The 17,564-nt window shown below is 64.1% G+C and carries 13 protein-coding genes; 3 read left to right on the top strand and 10 right to left on the bottom strand.

What is annotated here, in order from left to right; all coding sequences use genetic code 11:
- The first annotated feature begins 6 nt into the window (after positions 1-6).
- Together F8237_RS31290 and F8237_RS31285 are read left to right on the top strand one after the other, a co-directional pair.
- Positions 7-1,509 carry a sugar ABC transporter ATP-binding protein gene (locus F8237_RS31290; RefSeq protein WP_151649946.1) on the top strand — a complete coding sequence of 501 codons (1,503 nt, stop codon included), beginning with the start codon at positions 7-9 and terminating at the stop codon, positions 1,507-1,509.
- A gap of 12 nt (positions 1,510-1,521) precedes the next feature.
- A complete protein-coding gene (locus F8237_RS31285) occupies positions 1,522-2,550 on the top strand; it encodes an ABC transporter permease (RefSeq protein WP_151649945.1) in 1,029 nt (342 codons plus the stop codon).
- A 725-nt stretch (positions 2,551-3,275) separates the two neighbouring features.
- Here F8237_RS31285 and F8237_RS31280 read toward each other — a convergent pair.
- From F8237_RS31280 to F8237_RS31255, 6 genes are all read right to left on the bottom strand, one after another.
- Positions 3,276-8,159 carry an autotransporter outer membrane beta-barrel domain-containing protein gene (locus F8237_RS31280; RefSeq protein ID WP_244626025.1) on the bottom strand — a complete coding sequence of 1,628 codons (4,884 nt, stop codon included), beginning with the start codon at positions 8,157-8,159 and terminating at the stop codon, positions 3,276-3,278.
- Positions 8,160-8,638: 479 nt separating this feature from the next.
- Positions 8,639-9,661, bottom strand: a complete 1,023-nt coding sequence (locus tag F8237_RS31275; protein WP_151649944.1) for an ABC transporter ATP-binding protein — start codon at positions 9,659-9,661, stop codon at positions 8,639-8,641.
- A complete protein-coding gene (locus tag F8237_RS31270) occupies positions 9,654-10,634 on the bottom strand; it encodes an ABC transporter ATP-binding protein (RefSeq protein WP_151649943.1) in 981 nt (326 codons plus the stop codon). The genes F8237_RS31275 and F8237_RS31270 overlap by 8 nt, the downstream gene beginning before the upstream one ends.
- Positions 10,631-11,452 (bottom strand): ABC transporter permease, encoded by an 822-nt coding sequence (locus F8237_RS31265; RefSeq protein WP_151649942.1) that lies wholly within the window; start codon positions 11,450-11,452, stop codon positions 10,631-10,633. The genes F8237_RS31270 and F8237_RS31265 overlap by 4 nt, the downstream gene beginning before the upstream one ends.
- The gene (locus F8237_RS31260; RefSeq protein ID WP_151650736.1) at positions 11,449-12,372 is read right to left on the bottom strand and encodes an ABC transporter permease; all 924 of its coding nucleotides are present in this window, start codon (positions 12,370-12,372) and stop codon (positions 11,449-11,451) included. The genes F8237_RS31265 and F8237_RS31260 overlap by 4 nt, the downstream gene beginning before the upstream one ends.
- A 60-nt stretch (positions 12,373-12,432) precedes the next feature.
- Positions 12,433-14,022 carry an ABC transporter substrate-binding protein gene (locus F8237_RS31255; RefSeq protein ID WP_151649941.1) on the bottom strand — a complete coding sequence of 530 codons (1,590 nt, stop codon included), beginning with the start codon at positions 14,020-14,022 and terminating at the stop codon, positions 12,433-12,435.
- A 255-nt stretch (positions 14,023-14,277) separates the two neighbouring features.
- Between F8237_RS31255 and F8237_RS31250 the strand changes: the two genes are divergently transcribed.
- Entirely contained in the window at positions 14,278-15,111 is an 834-nt protein-coding gene (locus tag F8237_RS31250; protein ID WP_151649940.1) for a hypothetical protein, read from the top strand.
- A 57-nt stretch (positions 15,112-15,168) separates the two neighbouring features.
- Here the strand turns inward: F8237_RS31250 and mtnK are convergent, their stop codons facing one another.
- The 4 genes from mtnK to mce are packed head-to-tail and all read right to left on the bottom strand — an operon-like array spanning position 15,169 to position 17,563.
- On the bottom strand, positions 15,169-16,458 hold the full coding sequence (gene mtnK / locus F8237_RS31245; protein ID WP_151649939.1) for an S-methyl-5-thioribose kinase: 1,290 nt from the start codon (positions 16,456-16,458) through the stop codon (positions 15,169-15,171).
- 30 nt (positions 16,459-16,488) lie between these two features.
- Positions 16,489-16,836 (bottom strand): hypothetical protein, encoded by a 348-nt coding sequence (locus F8237_RS31240; protein ID WP_151649938.1) that lies wholly within the window; start codon positions 16,834-16,836, stop codon positions 16,489-16,491.
- 36 nt (positions 16,837-16,872) lie between these two features.
- Complete coding sequence (locus F8237_RS31235) at positions 16,873-17,148, bottom strand: DUF1467 family protein (RefSeq protein ID WP_151649937.1); 276 nt, start codon at positions 17,146-17,148, stop codon at positions 16,873-16,875.
- A 10-nt stretch (positions 17,149-17,158) separates the two neighbouring features.
- Positions 17,159-17,563, bottom strand: a complete 405-nt coding sequence (gene mce, locus F8237_RS31230) for a methylmalonyl-CoA epimerase (protein ID WP_151649936.1) — start codon at positions 17,561-17,563, stop codon at positions 17,159-17,161.
- Position 17,564 lies beyond the last annotated feature (1 nt).

Genomic DNA, 17,564 nt, shown 5'->3' with positions numbered 1-17,564 from the left:
GCTTCCATGCCTGAGGTGCGTCCGCCCATCCTGGAACTACAGGGCATCACGAAGAGCTTCGGCGGCGTCGAAGCGCTTCGTGGTGTCGACTTCGCGCTGTCAGCCGGCGAGATCCATGGTCTCGTCGGCGAGAACGGCGCCGGCAAAAGCACGCTGATGAAGATCATCGCCGGCGTGCATACCGAATTCTCCGGCCGCTTCCTGATCGACGGGACGGAGGTGCATTTCCGCTCGGCGCGCGATGCGCGCGCGGCCGGCATCGCCATGGTGCATCAGGAGCTCTCGGTCGCGCCCGACCTCACGGTCGCCGAGAACGTGTTCCTCGGCAACCAGCCGACCAACGCCCTCGGCCTCGTGCAATGGCGGCGGATGGCGCGAGAGGCCGGCGAACAGCTTGCCCGGCTTGGTCTCGACGTCGATCCGATGAGCCGGCTCGGCGACCTCTCGATCGGGCTGCAGCAGCTGATCGAGATCGCGCGCGTGCTGTTCTCCGGCGCTCGCATCGTCATCCTGGACGAGCCGACCTCCGCGCTCTCCCCACCCGAGGTCGAGCGCCTGTTCGCAACGCTGCGGCGGCTGCGCGAGGAAGGCACGGCCATCGTCTTCATCTCGCATTTCATCGAGGACATTCTTCGCGTGTCCGACACGGTGACGGTGTTCCGCAACGGCCGGAAGGTCGCCGAAACCGCGGCCTCGGCCACCAGCAAGGGCGCGCTGATCGAGGCCATGATCGGTCGCGGCGGCGAGGCGCTCGAGCACAGCTACACCGACGACCTGATGCTGCCGCAGCCCGTCGACGGCTCGGTCGTCCTGAAAGTCGACCAGCTCTCGCTGGCGCGAAGCCTGAAGGACATCTCCTTCGAGGCGCGCGCCGGCGAGGTGCTCGGCATCTACGGCTTCATGGGCTGCGGCCAGCAGGAGCTGTCGCGCATCCTGTTCGGCAAGCTGAAGCCGGATGGCGGCACGCTCGCGGTCGAAGGCAGGCCGAGGAGCTTTGCGAGCACGGCGGCGGCGCGGCGCGCGGGGGTGGCGCTGGTGCCGGAGAGCCGGCGCGACATGCTGTTTCACCAGGAGCCGGTCTACAAGAACATCTCGATCAGCATTCTCGACCGCATCTCGTCCCTGCTGCTCAAGCCAACGCAGGAGCGCGATATCGCCAGGCGCCAGGTCGAGCAGTTGCAGATCAGGCCGCCGGTCGTCGGCCTCGATCTCGGCATGCTCTCCGGCGGCAACCAGCAGAAGGTCGCGCTGGCAAAATGGCTGACCTATCCGCCGAAACTGCTGGTGCTGTGCGAGCCGACCCGCGGCATGGATGTCGGCGCCAAGAACGACGTCATCAACATCGTCCGCGACCTCCGCGCCAGGGGGCTCGCCGTCATCGTGCTGTCGACCGAGCCGGAAACGGTGCTGTCGCTGGCCGACCGCATCCTCGTGCTCAAGCGCGGCACGTTGGTGCGGGAGTTCAAGAACGAGCCGGTCAGCAAGGACCGCCTGCTGGAAGCGGCGTGACGGAGAAGCACCATGGCGAGCAGTGAGACGGTTCCAGCGGTGGGTCGGAAAACGCGGGGTCTCGCGCCCTTCCTGCGCTCGCAGATGCGCAACATCGCACCGTTCCTGACCTTGATCTTCCTGTCCGGCTTCTTCGCGCTCGCGAGCCCCTCCTTCGCGACGCTGGACAATCTCGGCAACATCCTCACGCAAGTGTCGGTGACGGGCATCATCGCCGTCGGTCTCACCTTCGTGATCCTGTGCGCGGAGATCGACCTCTCCATCGCCAGCATCGCCAACGTCACCGGCATCGCGGTCGCCTACTTCACGCTGCAGGAATCCTACGTCAACATCGCCAACATTCCGCTGCCCGGCGCTGTCGCGATCCTCATGTCGATCCTGCTCTGCGCGCTGCTGGGCCTGGTCAATGCACTGGGACTGACCGTGATCGGCATCCCCTCCTTCATCATGACGCTCGCGATGATGCAGATCGCGGCCGGCGTCTCGGCCCTGCTGGTGCGCGGCCAGATCGCCTACAAGGTGCCCGGCCTGATCACCACGCTCGGCTCGGGCTCGATCGGCGGCATCCCGTGGATCGTCATCGTCGCAGCCATCATGCTGCTCGGCGGCCATCTGGTGCTGACCTACACGCGCTTCGGCCGCTACGTCTACATGGTCGGCGGCAACCGCGAGGCGGCCGAATATTCCGGCCTCAACGTCAAGCTCATCCTAGGCGCCGTCATGGTGATCTCGGCGGTCTGCTCCGGCATCGGCGGCATGCTCGGTGTCGCCCATTTCGGCAGCGCGCAGCAGAACGAGTTCGACACCTACCTGCTCGACTCCATCGCCGCCGTCGTGGTCGGCGGAACCAGCCTGTTCGGCGGCCGCGGCGGCATCGGCAATACCATCGTCGGCCTGTTCGTGCTCGGTGTCCTCAACAATGGCCTCGACCACGTCAACATCGACAGTTTTTTGAAGATCCTGATCCGCGGCCTGATCCTGCTGGCGGCGCTGGTCATCAACGTCTATGCGCAGCGGCTGCGGGAGAAAGCGGCGGAGTAGTCGGTGCTCAAGACAAAAGCGCGAAAACAACCCCATGCACAGTAGCCAGGATCAGCAAAATCAATGGCTTGCCAGCAACGCCGCTAAATTGCTGATTTTTCGAATTTCAATTTGACCCGTCGGGCAAAACAGGGGTAGGATGTCATCATGGCGGTCGGCGCATCAGCGGCAGCTCCTCCCGAGAACCTGAACAACAACCCGTCATCCTGAGGTGCGAAGCAGGCGATGCGAACGCACCGCATGCGGAGCCCCGAAGGATGTACGGCCGAGCTGCCAGCCGGGCCGTCGTCCTTCGAGGGCCGCTGAAGAAGCGGCCACCTCAGGGTGACGGGGATGGAGCGACGCTTGCTGTGCTGATTTCGTCGTTGCGACGGGCAGCGAAGCAACCCGCGAACGCAAGGTGCTATTCGTGGACGTGGCTCAAACAACACTGCGCAAATCCGATCTTGAGGTGCGAAACCCTGAAGGAGGTAGACCGGGGGCGCCAGGCGCCCATAAGGAGTGAACAGTTAGAAGCAAGCCTGCTGCGTTGGGAAATGATACCACCGGTCGCTGAATATTGTTGCCATGCACTTTGAATTTCGTTTCGCAATCAAGTCTTCGAGCGAGATCTGAACGCACACTCTTGCTTTCAGATAATTGCGCCCGTTGTTAGCGTGGAGCGGGCCCTTCTGTTTCAATACAGATTGTTGAAATTCGGATCCGCTACGCTCGTTCGCTTCGTTTCACCAGGCGTAGCGGACAGCGCCCTTGCCGGCGTAGGAGCGGGTCACGTTGGAGAATTCGCCTTCGAACGTCGCTGCTGCCGACCACCCGCTCAGCCACTTCACCTCAGCCGATGCCGTCGTGAGCGCCGAATCCGCGGCTTGTGCCGCGCCGTTGACGACAAAGCTCGTCCCCGGCAGCGCCTGGAAGGTCGCGGCGACCGACCGGTTCGGATCGAAATCATGCGCCCACGCGACACGGCCGCGCAGGGTCAGGATTGCGTTCTGCATGGCAAAGCTCTTGTCTGTGCGCAGACCGAGCTCGCTGCGGCTGTCGGTGACGGTCTTCGATCCATAGGCCAGCGCAAATGTCCCCGCCCCGGATACGACGGCTTCGGCGTAAGCCGGCAGCACGAAGCTTGTCACCTGCGCTGCGGCGTAGGGGGTGACGCCGATCCCGGCCGACCACGGCCCGACGAAACGATAGCCGCCCTCGACCCGGCCGGAGAAGGCATTGGCCTTGAATTCCGCGCGCAACCGGTCTGTGCCGGCGATCGTCAGGGTACGGTCGGTGGTGACGTCCTGCCAGCCATAGGCAACGGCGCCGGAGATATAGGCCGGCCCGTTGAAGTGACGAACATAGGCGCCGGCCTGGAACAGGTCAGACCGTCCCGTGCCAAGATTGTTGACACTGAAATTCGTGCCGCCGCCGGCCAAAGCAAAGCCCGCGAGTGTCGTCGGCGAGAACAAATAGTCTGCACCGACCGCAGTGCCGAAGATACGGCTGGTGGCGTCGTTAGAACCCACGGCAATTTTGCCGTCGGTCGATTGCGAGCCGCCAAATCCCGCGGCCCACACGCTCCAGCGTGGTTGATAGACACTGCGCAGCGGCGCCTTGGTGAACATCGTATAGGCTTCGCGTTCACCCGCAAGGCGCCGGCGCTCGCGCGCGGCGTAGCCGAGCGCCTCCTCCTCATCCGCGGCAGCAAAAGATTGGTGTCCGGGAGCCGCGGGCGGCGCGCCCTCTCGCTGCATGAAGGGATCGGTGAGCAGGCCGGTGAACATGCCCATCGCATCGAACGTCGTCTGCTGCGATCCGGTGGCGTGCTCGCCGGTGGCTTGGGTCAGAGCGGCCGCCGTGAGTGCGCCATAGACGATGGGGATCGAGCCGTTGCTGTTGAAATAATTCGTCAGGGTGTTGCCGACCGCCTGCTGGTTGCCGTTCAGGCCGCCGGGAATGCCGAATCCACCAAGTCCAAATGACAGTGTCAGATTCAGATAGGTGTTCGTGGAGTCGTAGCTCAGTGACGTCTTGAAACCACTCGGCAGGTTCGTATTGACCGGGCCTGAGAACGTTCCGTTGACGCCGCCAGCCGCGGTCAAGATCGTATATTGCTTGGAAACGTAGGTTCCGTTGGCGAAGATTGCATCCACGTTGTTGCCGGCCAGCGTTGCCGAGCCCGTGACACTCGCGAACGAAGCCGTCGTGGGGTTGAGCTGTATCATGTACAGCGCACCTGACTGGAACGCCAGATTGCCCACGATCGTCATCGAACTGGCCGGCGTGCCGTTGCCTGGAGCCAGGATGCCGCCGCTGGCAATGCTGACCAGGAGCGGATCGACCGTGCCGGCGCCGGTCAACACGCCGCCGCCATTGACCGTGACCGACGAGGTTCCCGTGATCGAGCCTTCGACGTCGAGCACGCCGCCATTCACATTGGTGGCGCCGGAATAGCCGTTGATGCCGAACAACGACGTGAGGCCGCCGAGCGTGGTCAGGCTCGCCGAACCGCCGATACCATTGAGGCTGCCTCCGTTCGAGCTGATCGTCGCATTCAGGCTTCCGTTCTTGATCAGACCACCGGCGAGATTCACGGCGGCCTGCGTCTGCGTCGTGCCGGCCAGGTCGAGCGTGCCGCCCGTCGAGACCGTCGTCGCGCCGGTTGCGGCTCCCAACGTGCCGCCGCCCGAGAAGGACAGCGTGCCGCCGGTGACAAACGTTCCACCGCCATAGGTATTGGCCGCCGAGAACGTCGTCGTGCCCGGGCCGGCCTGCTGCACAGTGCCCGTACCCGAGATAAGGCCGGAGAACGTGAAGGCATCGGACCGCGCAAAGGCGAGGAGCGAATTGTCGACGACGTTGCCGCTGATCGAACCGGACGTCCCGCCATTGCCGAGTTGCAGAATGCCGCTGCTGATGGTCGTGCCGCCGCTATAGCTGTTGTTCGCCGTGAGAACGAGCGTCCCGGCGCCTTGCTGGAGCAGCTGCCCCGGACCGCTGATCGTGCCGGCAACCGTCAGATTGTTCGAACGGTTGAAGGCAAGTATCTTGTTGGCGCTGGCGTCGCAGAGCGGATCGGCTGCATTGGAGCAGAAGGCGATGTTGCCCTGAACACTGCCGGTCGTTCCACCATTACCGATCCGCATGGTGCCACCGTTGATCGTCGACCCGCCGGTGAAGGTCGCGTCACCCGCGACCGTCAGGGTCCCCGTGCCATATTTGACCAGCGGACGATTGCCGAACAGGATCGAGGAATCCGGGAGCGAGTCGTTGTTTGCAAGGCCGAACTGAAGCACCGAGGCGCTCGCATAGTTGCTGGTCACGTCGTAGAGCAGCCAGGCGCCGCGCCCGGCAGTTGCGATCGCGAGCGTGTCGGACTTGGCATTGTATTGCAGCCCGGTGATCAGCGCGTTGGGCAGACCCGCGCCGAACCGACGCCAGCCCGACAGATTGCCGCTTGAATCGCTATCGGCGGTGACCAGCGGATTGCCGGCATTGTCGGCATTGTTCAGGCCGCCGACCAGCAGCGAGGCGACGCCGTTACTGTCGATGAATCCGAGCGCCGTCGGCCGGATGAAATCGGCCGGCAGGTTGACCGTCAAAGTCTGGAAACTCGTGCCCTGGTTGGTGCTGCCGTAGAGGTTGGCGCTGTCGGCGACGAAAAAGCGCGAATCCGACCGAGTGTCGAACTTGACGGACGTCGGTGCCAATCCCGCATAGGCAGTCAACTGGTTGAGCGAGCTCGCCCCTGCGGTGGTGCTCAGCCAGAGCTTGCCGGTCGGGGCATTGAACGGTCCCGCGCCCACGAGCAGCGCATTGATGTTGTTGCGCGTTCCATAGTCGATGGCATTTGGCGTCTGTCCCGTTGCGCCAATCTGAGTCAGCCCGAGCGTGATATTCGACTGCGTCAGGCCGTGAGCGCCGGAAAACGTATCCTGGGTCACATAGACGTTGCTGCTCGACAACGCCATACGGCTGGGGTCAATGTTGTTCAGGACGAGCGGCGCGCTGAAATCGCCAAAAGTGAGACCGCCAAAGCTGACGTTCGCCTGATGGGTGATGTTGCCATTGCTGTCGACGATGATCCGGTTTGCGCAAGCGAGGTTCTGGCACGTCGTGTAAAGCGCGCTGCTGGTGCCCAGCGTCACGTCGTTGACCCGGGCATTGATGCCATCCCCGCCGCCGACCAGATTGAAAGTCTTGCTGCCCGGCGCCGACTGATAGGAGCTGCCATTGTCCTGAGCGGCAACGACCATGCGCTTGCTGTTGGCGTCGTAGGACGCCGAATACAGCTCCATCGTCGAAAAATTGTTGAGCGGGGTAAAACTGCCCGAACTCGTCAATGGACTGGTGCGCGCGTAGAGGCCTCCATCGGTCCCGATCAAGAGCTTGCCCGAGGCGTCGAAGATCAGCGCGCGGCTGTCGGGATGGGTGGTGGAGCCGTTAGACGTATTGACCGGCGTGCCATGATCGTCGCTCATCGCGCTCGAGGTGTTGTTGCTGGCGTTGACGCGCGCGATCGCCAGCGCGTTGATACCGCCGTTGTTGGTGTAGTTGTTGTCCCCGGAGACGTAGACGATGTTGGTGCTGGTCGGGTCAATCGCCAGTGCGATATTGACCGGAGCCTGCTGGCCCGGATTGACATTGGGAGCGGTCAGGCTGGTCCACGCCCCGCCGCTGTTGCTGGAGTAAAACAGACCCGAGAGCGCGCCGGTGCCGAGATCGACCAGTCCGACCGCGAGCGTTCCCCCGGGGCCGGCCGCCAGCTTGATCGTGGTCTGACCGCCACCGCTGATCAGACCGCCGCTGTTTGCCGACGTGAACACCGCCGACCAGGTCGCGCCACCGTCCGTGCTGCGGTAAACCGCCGTCTGGGCGTAGGTCGCATTGCTGCTGGCGGTGACCGCAGCATAGAAGGTGTTCGGATTGTTGGGGTCACCGACCAAGGACGTCACGGGTCCGGATGGCAATCCGTTGCCGGGTCCGACGAGCGCGAACGATGTGCCGCCATTGGTGCTGCGGTAGAGGCCGCCGGAGAAGAACGAAGCTCCCGCCTCCATAGTGCGCGGCTCGGCGGTGGCCGCCAGAATGTTCGAGCCGCGGGCGGCGACGTCGACCACGCTTTGCCCGCTGAACGTCGACGCCCCGAGCCGGGTGAACGTCGCACCGCCATTGGTACTGTACAGCAGCCCGGCTTGCACGCCGCCGAAATTCTGCGGAGTCGAAAACACCGACGTCGAAGCAAATCCGCCGTTGGAGATATTGCCGTTGCCGGCGATCAGCGTCTGGTGAGTGGCGTCGGTCGGGTCGAGCGCGAGGCTGTTGATGGACAGAGAGACGTTCTGGTCGGTCAGCGCGGTCCAGCTCGTACCGCCATTGGTTGTCTTCCAAATGCCGCCCCCGACGGAGCCGATATACATGATGTTGCTGTTTGACAGATCCGGCGCGATAGCTTGGATCGCACCGGCATAGTTCGGGTTGGGCGGCAGATCGGAACTGGTGCCGACCGCGGGACCGGCTCCTTCACTGTTGAAATTTGCGCCGATCTGAACCTCGGCCCAAGCCGCCCCCGGCAGCACGAGCGAGCAGCCCACCAAAATAACCGGCAGGCATCGCACAGCCATAAGTCGCACCACCAAGCCCCTATTTTCAAACGTGCATAAAAAATGGACTTACAACCGGTTCAGTGAACCTAAGTTCGCACATCGTTAGATCGCACACCGCAATTGTGTCGATTCATTTCCAGAATTTCCCGACCGTTTCGATGCAAGTCCAAGCGCGCTGTTGCTTATTCGCAACGCTCGGGAGCCGCGCACCGGATCGTGCGCTTCCTTCGGATAGAAGCTTTCGGTTGCTTTCGGTGGGTGCGATGACGCGACTATCGTAGCTTTGTTCTGGCCGATGAAAGGCTGACACCATTTGCGGCGACCTCTTGCTGTTCAGCCCATGTACATAGCTGAAAACCGGGCCGCGGCCACGCCCAAACCCCGCTCAACTAGCGGAAAGCAGCAACGAGATGACCTTGGTCATCGCGAAAATCGTGCGATTTTCGAGGTGCATGCGCTACACCACTCCTCGTTTCGCGACCGAATGTTCCGTCACCTCAGAGCGACGGGGATTGGGCGACGCTTGCTGCTACGCTCGCAATCTCCTCGCTCCGCCAGCACCGCACCGCATGTCCGTCGGCGCGCGTTTCCAGGACCGGCCCCGGCTCTTTCCGGCACACATCTTCCGCGTAGCGACAGCGTGGGCCGAACGCGCACCCGTTCGGCGGATTGAGCGGGTTCGGCAGATCGCCGCCCGTCGTCGCCAGCGGCGCATGACGCAGCGGATCCGGGATCGCCGCAATCAGCGCCTGTGTATAGGGATGCGCGGGCCGTTCAAAAATCTCGCGCCAGTCGCCGTTCTCCACGATGCGGCCGAGATACATCACGGCGACCTTGTCGCTCATGTGCTCGACGACACCGAGGTCATGGCTGATCATGATGTAGGAGAGACCGAGCGTCTCCTTCAGTTCCAGCAGCAGGTTGATGATCTGGGCGCGGATCGAGACGTCGAGCGCCGAGACCGGCTCGTCGCAGATGACGATTTTGGGATTGAGGATCAGCGCGCGGGCGATGCCGATGCGCTGGCGCTGGCCGCCGGAGAATTCGTGCGGGTAGCGATCGGCCTGTTCGGGCCGCAAGCCGACATGCCGCAGCATCGTCGCGACGCGGTCCTCGATCTCGCTCTTTGCGGTCACGCCGTGGACGCGCAGGGGATCCTCCAGCGTGCGGCGAACGGTCTGGCGCGGGTTGAGCGAGGCGTAGGGATCCTGGAACACGATCTGCACGATCCGCGCCAGCGACTTCCGATCGCCGGATTGCCGGTTCGCCACGACCTGCCCGTCCAGCACGACGCGGCCGCGCGTCGGCGTCAACAGGCCGAGGATCGACAAGGCGACCGTCGACTTGCCGGAGCCGGACTCGCCGACGAGGCCGAGGCATTCGCCGCGTTTCAGGGTGAGATCGACCCCGTCGACGGCCCGAAGCAGCCGTTGGCGGCCGAACAGGCCGCCGCCCACCGGAAAATGGACCGCGAGATCCTCGACGCTGAGAATGACATCATCCGCCCTGCCCTCATGCATGGTGGTGACACCTGACCAGACCGCCCGCCTCCAGAAAATCCGCTGCCGGCGCGACCGTCCGGCAAATCTCGGTCGCCTGCGTGCAGCGCGGATTGAACCGGCAGCCATCGGGGAAGTTCGTGATGGCCGGGACGACGCCCGCGATCTCCTGGAGCCTGGACCGGCCGAGCGCGGCGCGGCTACCCAGCCGCGGCAGCGAGGCCACCAGGCCCTGTGTATAGGGGTGCGAGGGCTTGCGGAAAATATCTGCCGAGCCGCGCTCCTCGACGATACGGCCGGCATACATCACGGCGACGCGGCGGCAGACATTGGCGACGAGGCCGAGATCGTGGCTGATCATCAGGATCGCCGTCCCCCGCTCGGCGCAGAGATTGCGCATCAGCTCGATGATCTCGGCCTGCACGGTCACGTCGAGCGCGGTGGTCGGCTCGTCGGCGATCAGCAGGTCCGGACCGCAGGCCAGTGCGATGGCGATCATGACGCGCTGGCGCATGCCACCGGACAGCTGGTGCGGGTAGTCGTGCACGCGCCGCTCCGGCGCAGGCACGCGGACGCTCGCCAGCGCCTCGACCGCCAGCCGGTTGGCCTCCCGCCAGCTCTTGCCCTTGTGCAGCACGAACATCTCGGCGATCTGGCGTCCCACCGGCGAGACCGGATTGAGAGCCGTCATCGGCTCCTGGAAGATCATGGCGATGCGGTTGCCGCGGAGCTCCCGCTGCCTGGCGGCTGACAGGTGCTGGATCTCCTTCCCCTCGAAGCGGATGACGCCATCGCCGATCGACAGCGGCGGCCGCAGCAGGCCGATCAGAGCGAGCGCCGTGATGCTCTTGCCGCAACCGGATTCGCCGACGAGGCCGAACGTCTCGCCACGATCGATCCGGAACGAAACGCCTTCGGCCGCCGCAACGCGCCGCGATCCGTCGTGAAGATCGATACGCAAATCCTCGACTTCGATCAGCGGCGCGCCGGTCATGTCCGCCGGCTCCGCGATTGCGGATCGAGAATGTCGCGCAGGCCATCGCCGAGCAGATTGAGACCAAGCACCGTCAGGAAGATGGCGAGACCCGGAAAGACCGAGAGCCACGGCGCCGTCGTGATCTGGTCGCGGGCGTCCGACAGCATGCTGCCCCAGCTCGGAAACGGTGGCCGGACGCCGAGGCCGAGGAACGACAACGCGGCTTCGGACAAGACCGCGCTGCCCATGCCGAGCGTGCCGATCACGACGATCGGCCCCAGCATGTTCGGCAACAGCTGCGTGATCATGATGCGCAGGTCGCCGTAGCCGAGCACGGTCGCCGCCTGCACATAGCCCTGGCTTCGCAGCGACAGCGCCGAGGCCCGCGCGATGCGGCAGGTGAAGGACCAGTTGGTGAGGCCGAGCGCGATCAGCAGGCTGGTCAGGCCGGGCCCCAGCACCGCCATGATGGCGAGCGCGAAGATCAGCGAGGGGATCGCGAGCATGACGTTGGTCAGGCCGTTGACGACATCGTCCCACCAGCCGCCCCAATAGCCGGCACTGAGGCCCAGCGCCACGCCGATCACGCTGTTGATGAGCTGCGAGACGATCCCAACCGTCAGCGAGACGCGCGCGCCGTAGACCACGCGGGAATAGATGTCGCGCCCCTGGTCGTCGGTACCGAACCACCAGGTCCAGCTCGGCGGCTCCTCCGCGTTCAGCAAATTGGCGTCCATGACAGGGTCGGTATGCGCCAGCCAGGGCGCGAGCAGGCCGACCAGGATCGCAAGCGCGAACAACGCGCCGCCGATGATGAGATTGGCACGGAGCTTCATGCGTATCTGATCCTGGGATCGATCACGCCGTAGAGCACGTCGATCAGCAGATTGATCGCGAGAAAGGACAACACCACGACGAGAATGGAGCCCTGGACCGCCGGAATGTCGCGCTGCAGGACGCTATCCACCAGCAGCGAGCCTATCCCCGGCCACGAGAACAATTTCTCGACCACGACCGCCTGCCCCATCAGCGCGCCGAACTGCAGGCCGACGGTGGTGAGAATGATGACGAGCGCGTTGCGCATCACATGCCATTTCACGACCCGCGTCTCGCTCATGCCCTTGGAGCGCGCGGTGCGGACGAAATCAGCGGTCATGATCTCGAGGACCGCGGCGCGTGTCGTCCGGGCGAACAACGCCATCGGCGAGACGCCGAGCGTCACGGCCGGCAGGATCAGATATTTCAAGCCCCCGTCGCCATAGCCGAAACTCGGCAGCCAGCCGAGCTTCAACGCAAAGAAATACATCAGCACCAGCCCGAGCCAGAATTTGGCGATCGAAAGGCCGGACACCGCCACGACCATGGCGAGCGTGTCGACGATGCCGCCGGGCTTCAGCGCGGCGACGAAGCCGAGCGGCACACCGATCACGACGGCGAACGCCATGGCCGCGCAGATGAGCTGCAGCGTCGGCCACATCCGTTTGGCGATCATGGTCGTGACCGGCTCCCGGGTCCGGAACGAGGTCCCGAAATCACCGGTGGCGAGCTTGGCGATGTAGCTGCCGAAGCGAACATAGACGGGCTGGTCGAGGCCGAGCTGCTTCTTCATGCGCAGTTCGACTTGCGGGTCGCTGTCGTCGCTCATGGAGGAGACGATGCTGCCGGGAACGACGCTGAACAGCACGAACACCAGAGCCACGACGGCAAGCACGGTCGGAATGGTCTGCAACAGACGGCGGAACAGGAAGGAGAGCATCGGCACTTTTCTTCTCTCCCCCCATCGTCGGTCGCGATGGAGGGAGCGCGAGAGCGCGTGTCACTTCGCGGGCGAGGTCTCGTCGACCCAGAGGTCTTCGACGTTCTGGTGGGTCAGTTCGGTCGCGTTCAGCTGAATGCCCTTGAGCCATGGCTGCACGGCCATCACCGCCTTGTTGTAGTTGAAGAACCAGACCGGCGCCTCCTCGTAGAGCAGCGCGTTGGCCTTTTGCAGCAGCTGGATGCGCTTTGCAGCGTCGTCGGCCTGGCCTGCCTCGTCGATCAGCTTGTCGAAGTCGGCATTCTTGTAATTCATGTAGTTGCAGGCCGGCTGCGGCGTCAACGAGTGGAAGCATTTCAGCGCGGCCTGCGGATCCGGGCCGGTGGCCTGGGAATAGATGAAGGCCTGATAGTCGCCGCTGCGCACCACCTCGGACAGCACCGCGGTCTCGACCTGCTTGACCTTGACCTTGATGCCGACCTTGTCCAGCATCGGGATCACGGCCGAGACGATCGGCAGACCCCAGCTCTCGTTCTGGCTGGTGGTCCATTCGAACTCGAAGCCAGAGGGGTAGCCGGCGTCGGCGAGCAGCTGCCTGGCCTTGGCGGGATCGAAGGCGTAAGGCTTCATCGCCTTGTCGTAGGCGGGCGAGGTCAGCGGCAGCCAACTGGTGGCGCGATAGGCCTTGCCCTTGACCAGCTTGTTGATGATCAAATCGGTGTCGATGGCGTAGTTGATCGCCTGGCGGACGCGCTTGTCGGCGAACGGCTTGAACGCGGGATTCATCCCCATGTAACGCGTGAAGACCTCGGCAACCTCGACGACGGTGCCCTTGAGGTCGGCGTCGTTCTGATAGGCGACATATTGCGCAGGCCCCAGCACCGAGGTGTCGATCTCCTTGTTGCGAAAGGCGACATCGCGTGCCGCGGCCTCGGCCATGATCGACACGATGACCTTGTCGGCGTAGGGCTTGCCGGGCTTGTAGAACCGGTCCCAGCGCTCCAGCACGATGCGCGATCCCGGCACGTGCTCGACGAACTTGAACGGCCCGAGGCCGATCGGCTTCTGGAGGAAGCTCTCCTTGGCGCCCTCGTCGGCGGGATAGATCGAGGTCAGCGCGGTGAAGAAGTAGAAGCCCGGATCGACCTTCTCGGTCAGCTTCATCTCGACGGTGAAGTCGTCGATCTTCTTCAGGCCGGAGATCTCCTTGGCCTGACCCTTCTCGACCGCCGCCGCGCCCTCGATCATGCGGACGAAACGCGCGCCCGGATAGGCCTTGGTGCCGTCCATGATACGGTTGTAGGACCAGATGACGTCGTCGGCGGTCATCTTGCGGCCATTGTGGAAATAGGCGTCGTCGCGGAGCTTGAAGGTGTGAACCAGGCCTCCGCCCGAGACGACGTCCTCCTTGGCAAGCTCCAGAACCGGCTTTCCTTCCGCGGAATTCCAGATGTAGAGCGAGCGATGCAGCGCCTTGGCGTAGATCTCGTCCTGGGCGCGCTGCGTGGTGTGGATATCGAGGCTGGTGAAGCTCGACCCATAGGGCGCGGTCATGCGGATGGTTCCGCCCTTGCGCGGCGTCTGGGCTTCCGCCGTGGCGGCGAGCGCCAGCCCCAAACCAGCAATGATCGCCACTAGCCTGAACATCATCTGTCTCCCAACAACGCAGCCATCCCAATCGCGGAGTTGATCATCCGTGACCGGTCGAAGGCAAGCTTCGTTTTGATGGCAATCGGCGCCGTTTCCTGAGGCAGCGACGGCCTCGTGGGCGAGGTTGCACGCTAAGGCGACGCAAGTCGTCGATTGACGCGGTGCGTCATGGAGCGGACGGGTCAGTGAACATTTTCCGCGATCGGTGCGACCAAGCTCAGGATCATTATCCGAGCTCCAGGGATCGCGGAAAAAATGAAGCGTCGAACGTTTGGCATCCTGCTCGCGGGCAGTCTGGTCGCCGCGACTGCTGCGATGGCGATCCCCGTCACGCCGGACCCGGCCCGGGACAGTTCCACCGGCAGCATCCAGGCCGGCTGGTCCCACACCTCGCGGTCAAACGGGGAAGTTGCCGATACCTGGTGGGCGGTCAGGGGCCATTGCTCCGCCGACACGCTCGGTGAGCGCCTGCTCTGCGACGCCCTCACGAAGCTGGCGCGGGCCGGGAGCCGGACCTTTGAGAGCAAAATGTCCGCAGATGTGGGCCTGCCGCTCCCCGGCAGCTGGGGCCTGATGACCGCGAACAACTCGCCCTTTATCCGGTCGGCTCACGTCGAGACGTCGCGCGATCTCGAGGCGGTCCTCGGCTTCTATCGCGCCGCGCTCGACGCGTGGGGCTGGACCGAGAAGGATGGCGCGGCGGTCGAAGCGGACCGCGCCGTGATCGGCTTCACCACGGCCGTCGGACCGGCGTCGCTTCGGCTCACCCGCCAGGACGGCAAGACAATCGCCGACCTGTCGCTGCGCAAGCGCCCTGTCGCAACGGCAGGGTTTTTGCCAAAACCGGAGCATGGGCGGCTGATGCTCGGCAACAAGACGGACGACGCGGCCGTCGTCACCGTCAACGAGCGGACCATCAAGCTGGCGGCGCATGCCGGCGACAAACTGATGTCCTCCGAGAGCGCCGCAGGCGAATTGCCTGATGACCAGAAGCTCGATCTGCCGCCCGGCAAATACAAGGTCGCCGTCAAGGTCAAGGGTGGCAGCGCGCAGAACCGGGAATTCGAGGTCGCGGCGAACGAGACCTAGGGTCTTTTGGTCGGTACGGACGGCGTCCTGCTGCCGATGCGTCTGTATTGAGGCCCATCAGCCGGACAGTTCCGGCATCCAATCCCGCAGTTTTCGCGCCGCGCCGGTGACGTCGGCGATCGTCCGAAACGCCACCGCCTCCACCATCATCGCCCGCGCCAGCCGCACGGCGCGGGCTTCGCTGATCGCCCGCCGCTTCGGGTCCTCGATCAGCTCGAAATCGATGTTGTGGGCGAGGCCGAAGATGCGGCGGATGGTCTTGGCGGCGGCAAAGCCCACGGTGTCGACGAACAGGCGCTGCATATAGGCCTGCCGCTCGAGCTCCAGCCGTGCGGCGCCCTTCTCGCCGGCGAACAGCGAGACCGGATAAGCGTCACCGGCAGCGCCGGCCCGCCAGAGGTCGAGGAATTTGCGGGCGAACTCGGTCCAGACCGCTTCGACCGTCCCCAGCACCCAGGCCTCGAATGCCTGCCGCTCGCCGGGCGAGCGCTCGTGACCGGCGGAAGCGAAATAGGCCATCAGCAGGTTTGCCAGCACGGCGCCGACGTCGAAACCCATCGGGCCGTAGAATGCGAATTCCGGATCGATCACCCGCGTCTGGCTGTCCGTCACCATGATCGATCCGGTGTGGAGGTCGCCATGCAGCAGCGCCTCGGGGCTGGCCATGAACTTCAGCTTGAGGCGGGAGACCGCGACGTGCAGCTCCATGTCGTCGCGCAAGCCCGCGGCGAGACCGTCGAGATACGGTGCGGTCCAGCGGTTCTGCTCGGCGATGCGGTAGGGATCGGTGAAGATCAGATCCTCGGTGATCTTGCACAGGGCGTGGTTGCCGGCGAAGGCGGCGATGGCCTGTTTCTTGTCGGCCGCCGAGAGCGCAAGGTCGGAGGTAAAGAACAGGCTTCGCGCCATGAAGGTGGTGATGTCGTCCACGAAACGGGGATATTGGGTGGCCGCGACCAGTCCCCTGCGCATGATGATGTGGGGCTCGAGCAGCTCCATCACCGTCAGCGCCAGCGTCTCGTTGTGGTGCAGCAGCGCCGGCACGAGACCGGGCGCGAGCTCGGCCTGCCGGGACAAGGCCAGAAATTCGTAATGGGCCCGCGACAGCGGCAGCGGCCAGCTCTCACCGACGAGCCGGACGTAAGGCAGCGCCTGCTTGACGGCGACGCCGCCGCGGTCGCCCTTGACGATGAAGACGAGATTGAGATTGCCGTCGCCGACCTCGGTGATCGACCAGGACACCGGTTCAGCGCCGAGAAGCGCCACGAGGTCCGGCACGCCCGCGAGATAGTCCCGCAAGGCGGCCTCATGCAGAATCCGATAGTCCCCCGCCTGCCCTTGCGTCATGACGATCCGCCCCATGGATGGGCCGGATCGTTACTCCCGCTCCAGGAAGCTCGAGCCGATCTCGGCCTTTCTTTTGATCGGATCGTAATCACAATAGACGCCATCCGCCACCAGCGTGTAGCTGGCGCTGACGTTGTATTTGTCCAGCTTGACCGAGTTCAGCCCAATCACCGAGGTGCTCTTGCCTCCGTTCCATTTGAACGGCGTCGAGCTCTTGGCCTGCTCGCAGGCCATGACAGCCTCGTTGAAGACGTAGCCCTCGACGAACGCCTTCAGCGTTCGCACCTGCACCGCCATCTTCCATTCGAAATAGCCGATTGCGCCGAGACCGGCGACGATCAGCACCAGAAGCGCGATGACGATCCTCTGAAAAGTCATTCGTTACCCCCACAGCAACAAAACAATTTCAAGTATCTAGAACGGCATGCCCATCAATTTCGACAGGCGCTCGATCGAGAGATAGCCGGCGTGATAGGCGGCGATGCCGATCCCGTAGATGATCGCCGAGATGATCGAGGTCCAGATCAGCTTGCTTCTCATCCGCGTCAGGATCGGCGCGCCGGGATCGGTGCCGGGCGCGCCGACGCCGTCCTCGTGCTGGCTGCGCACGCCGAACGGCAGCGTCAGGAACAGCGCGATCCACCAGATGACGAAGTAGATCGCGATTGCGGTGGATATCTGGATGGCCATGGGTCCGGCCTTACGCCTGCTCGATTTCGACCAGCGCGCCGGAAAAATCCTTCGGGTGCAGGAACAGCACCGGCTTGCCGTGGGCGCCGATCTTCGGCACGCCGTCGCCGAGCACGCGCGCGCCCTCCTTCACCAGCGTATCGCGCGAGGCGATGATGTCGACGACCTCGTAGCAGATGTGGTGGATGCCGCCGTCGGGATTGCGTTCGACGAATTTTGCAATCGGAGAGGTCTCGCCGAGCGGCTCGATGAACTCGATCTTGGTGTTGGGCAGCGTCGCGAACACGGTGATCACGCCATGCTCGGGCAGCGGCACGGCCTCCGAGATCTGGGCGCCGAACGCCGCACCGTAGATCCTGGCGGCCTTGATGGCGTCCTTGGTCGCGATCGCGACATGGTTGAGGCGACCCAGCATG

The sequence above is a fragment of the Bradyrhizobium betae genome, from assembly GCF_008932115.1.
Lineage (GTDB): Bacteria > Pseudomonadota > Alphaproteobacteria > Rhizobiales > Xanthobacteraceae > Bradyrhizobium > Bradyrhizobium betae.
Note: the sequence above shows the minus strand (reverse complement) of the source record. Positions and strands in the feature narration are given on the sequence as shown.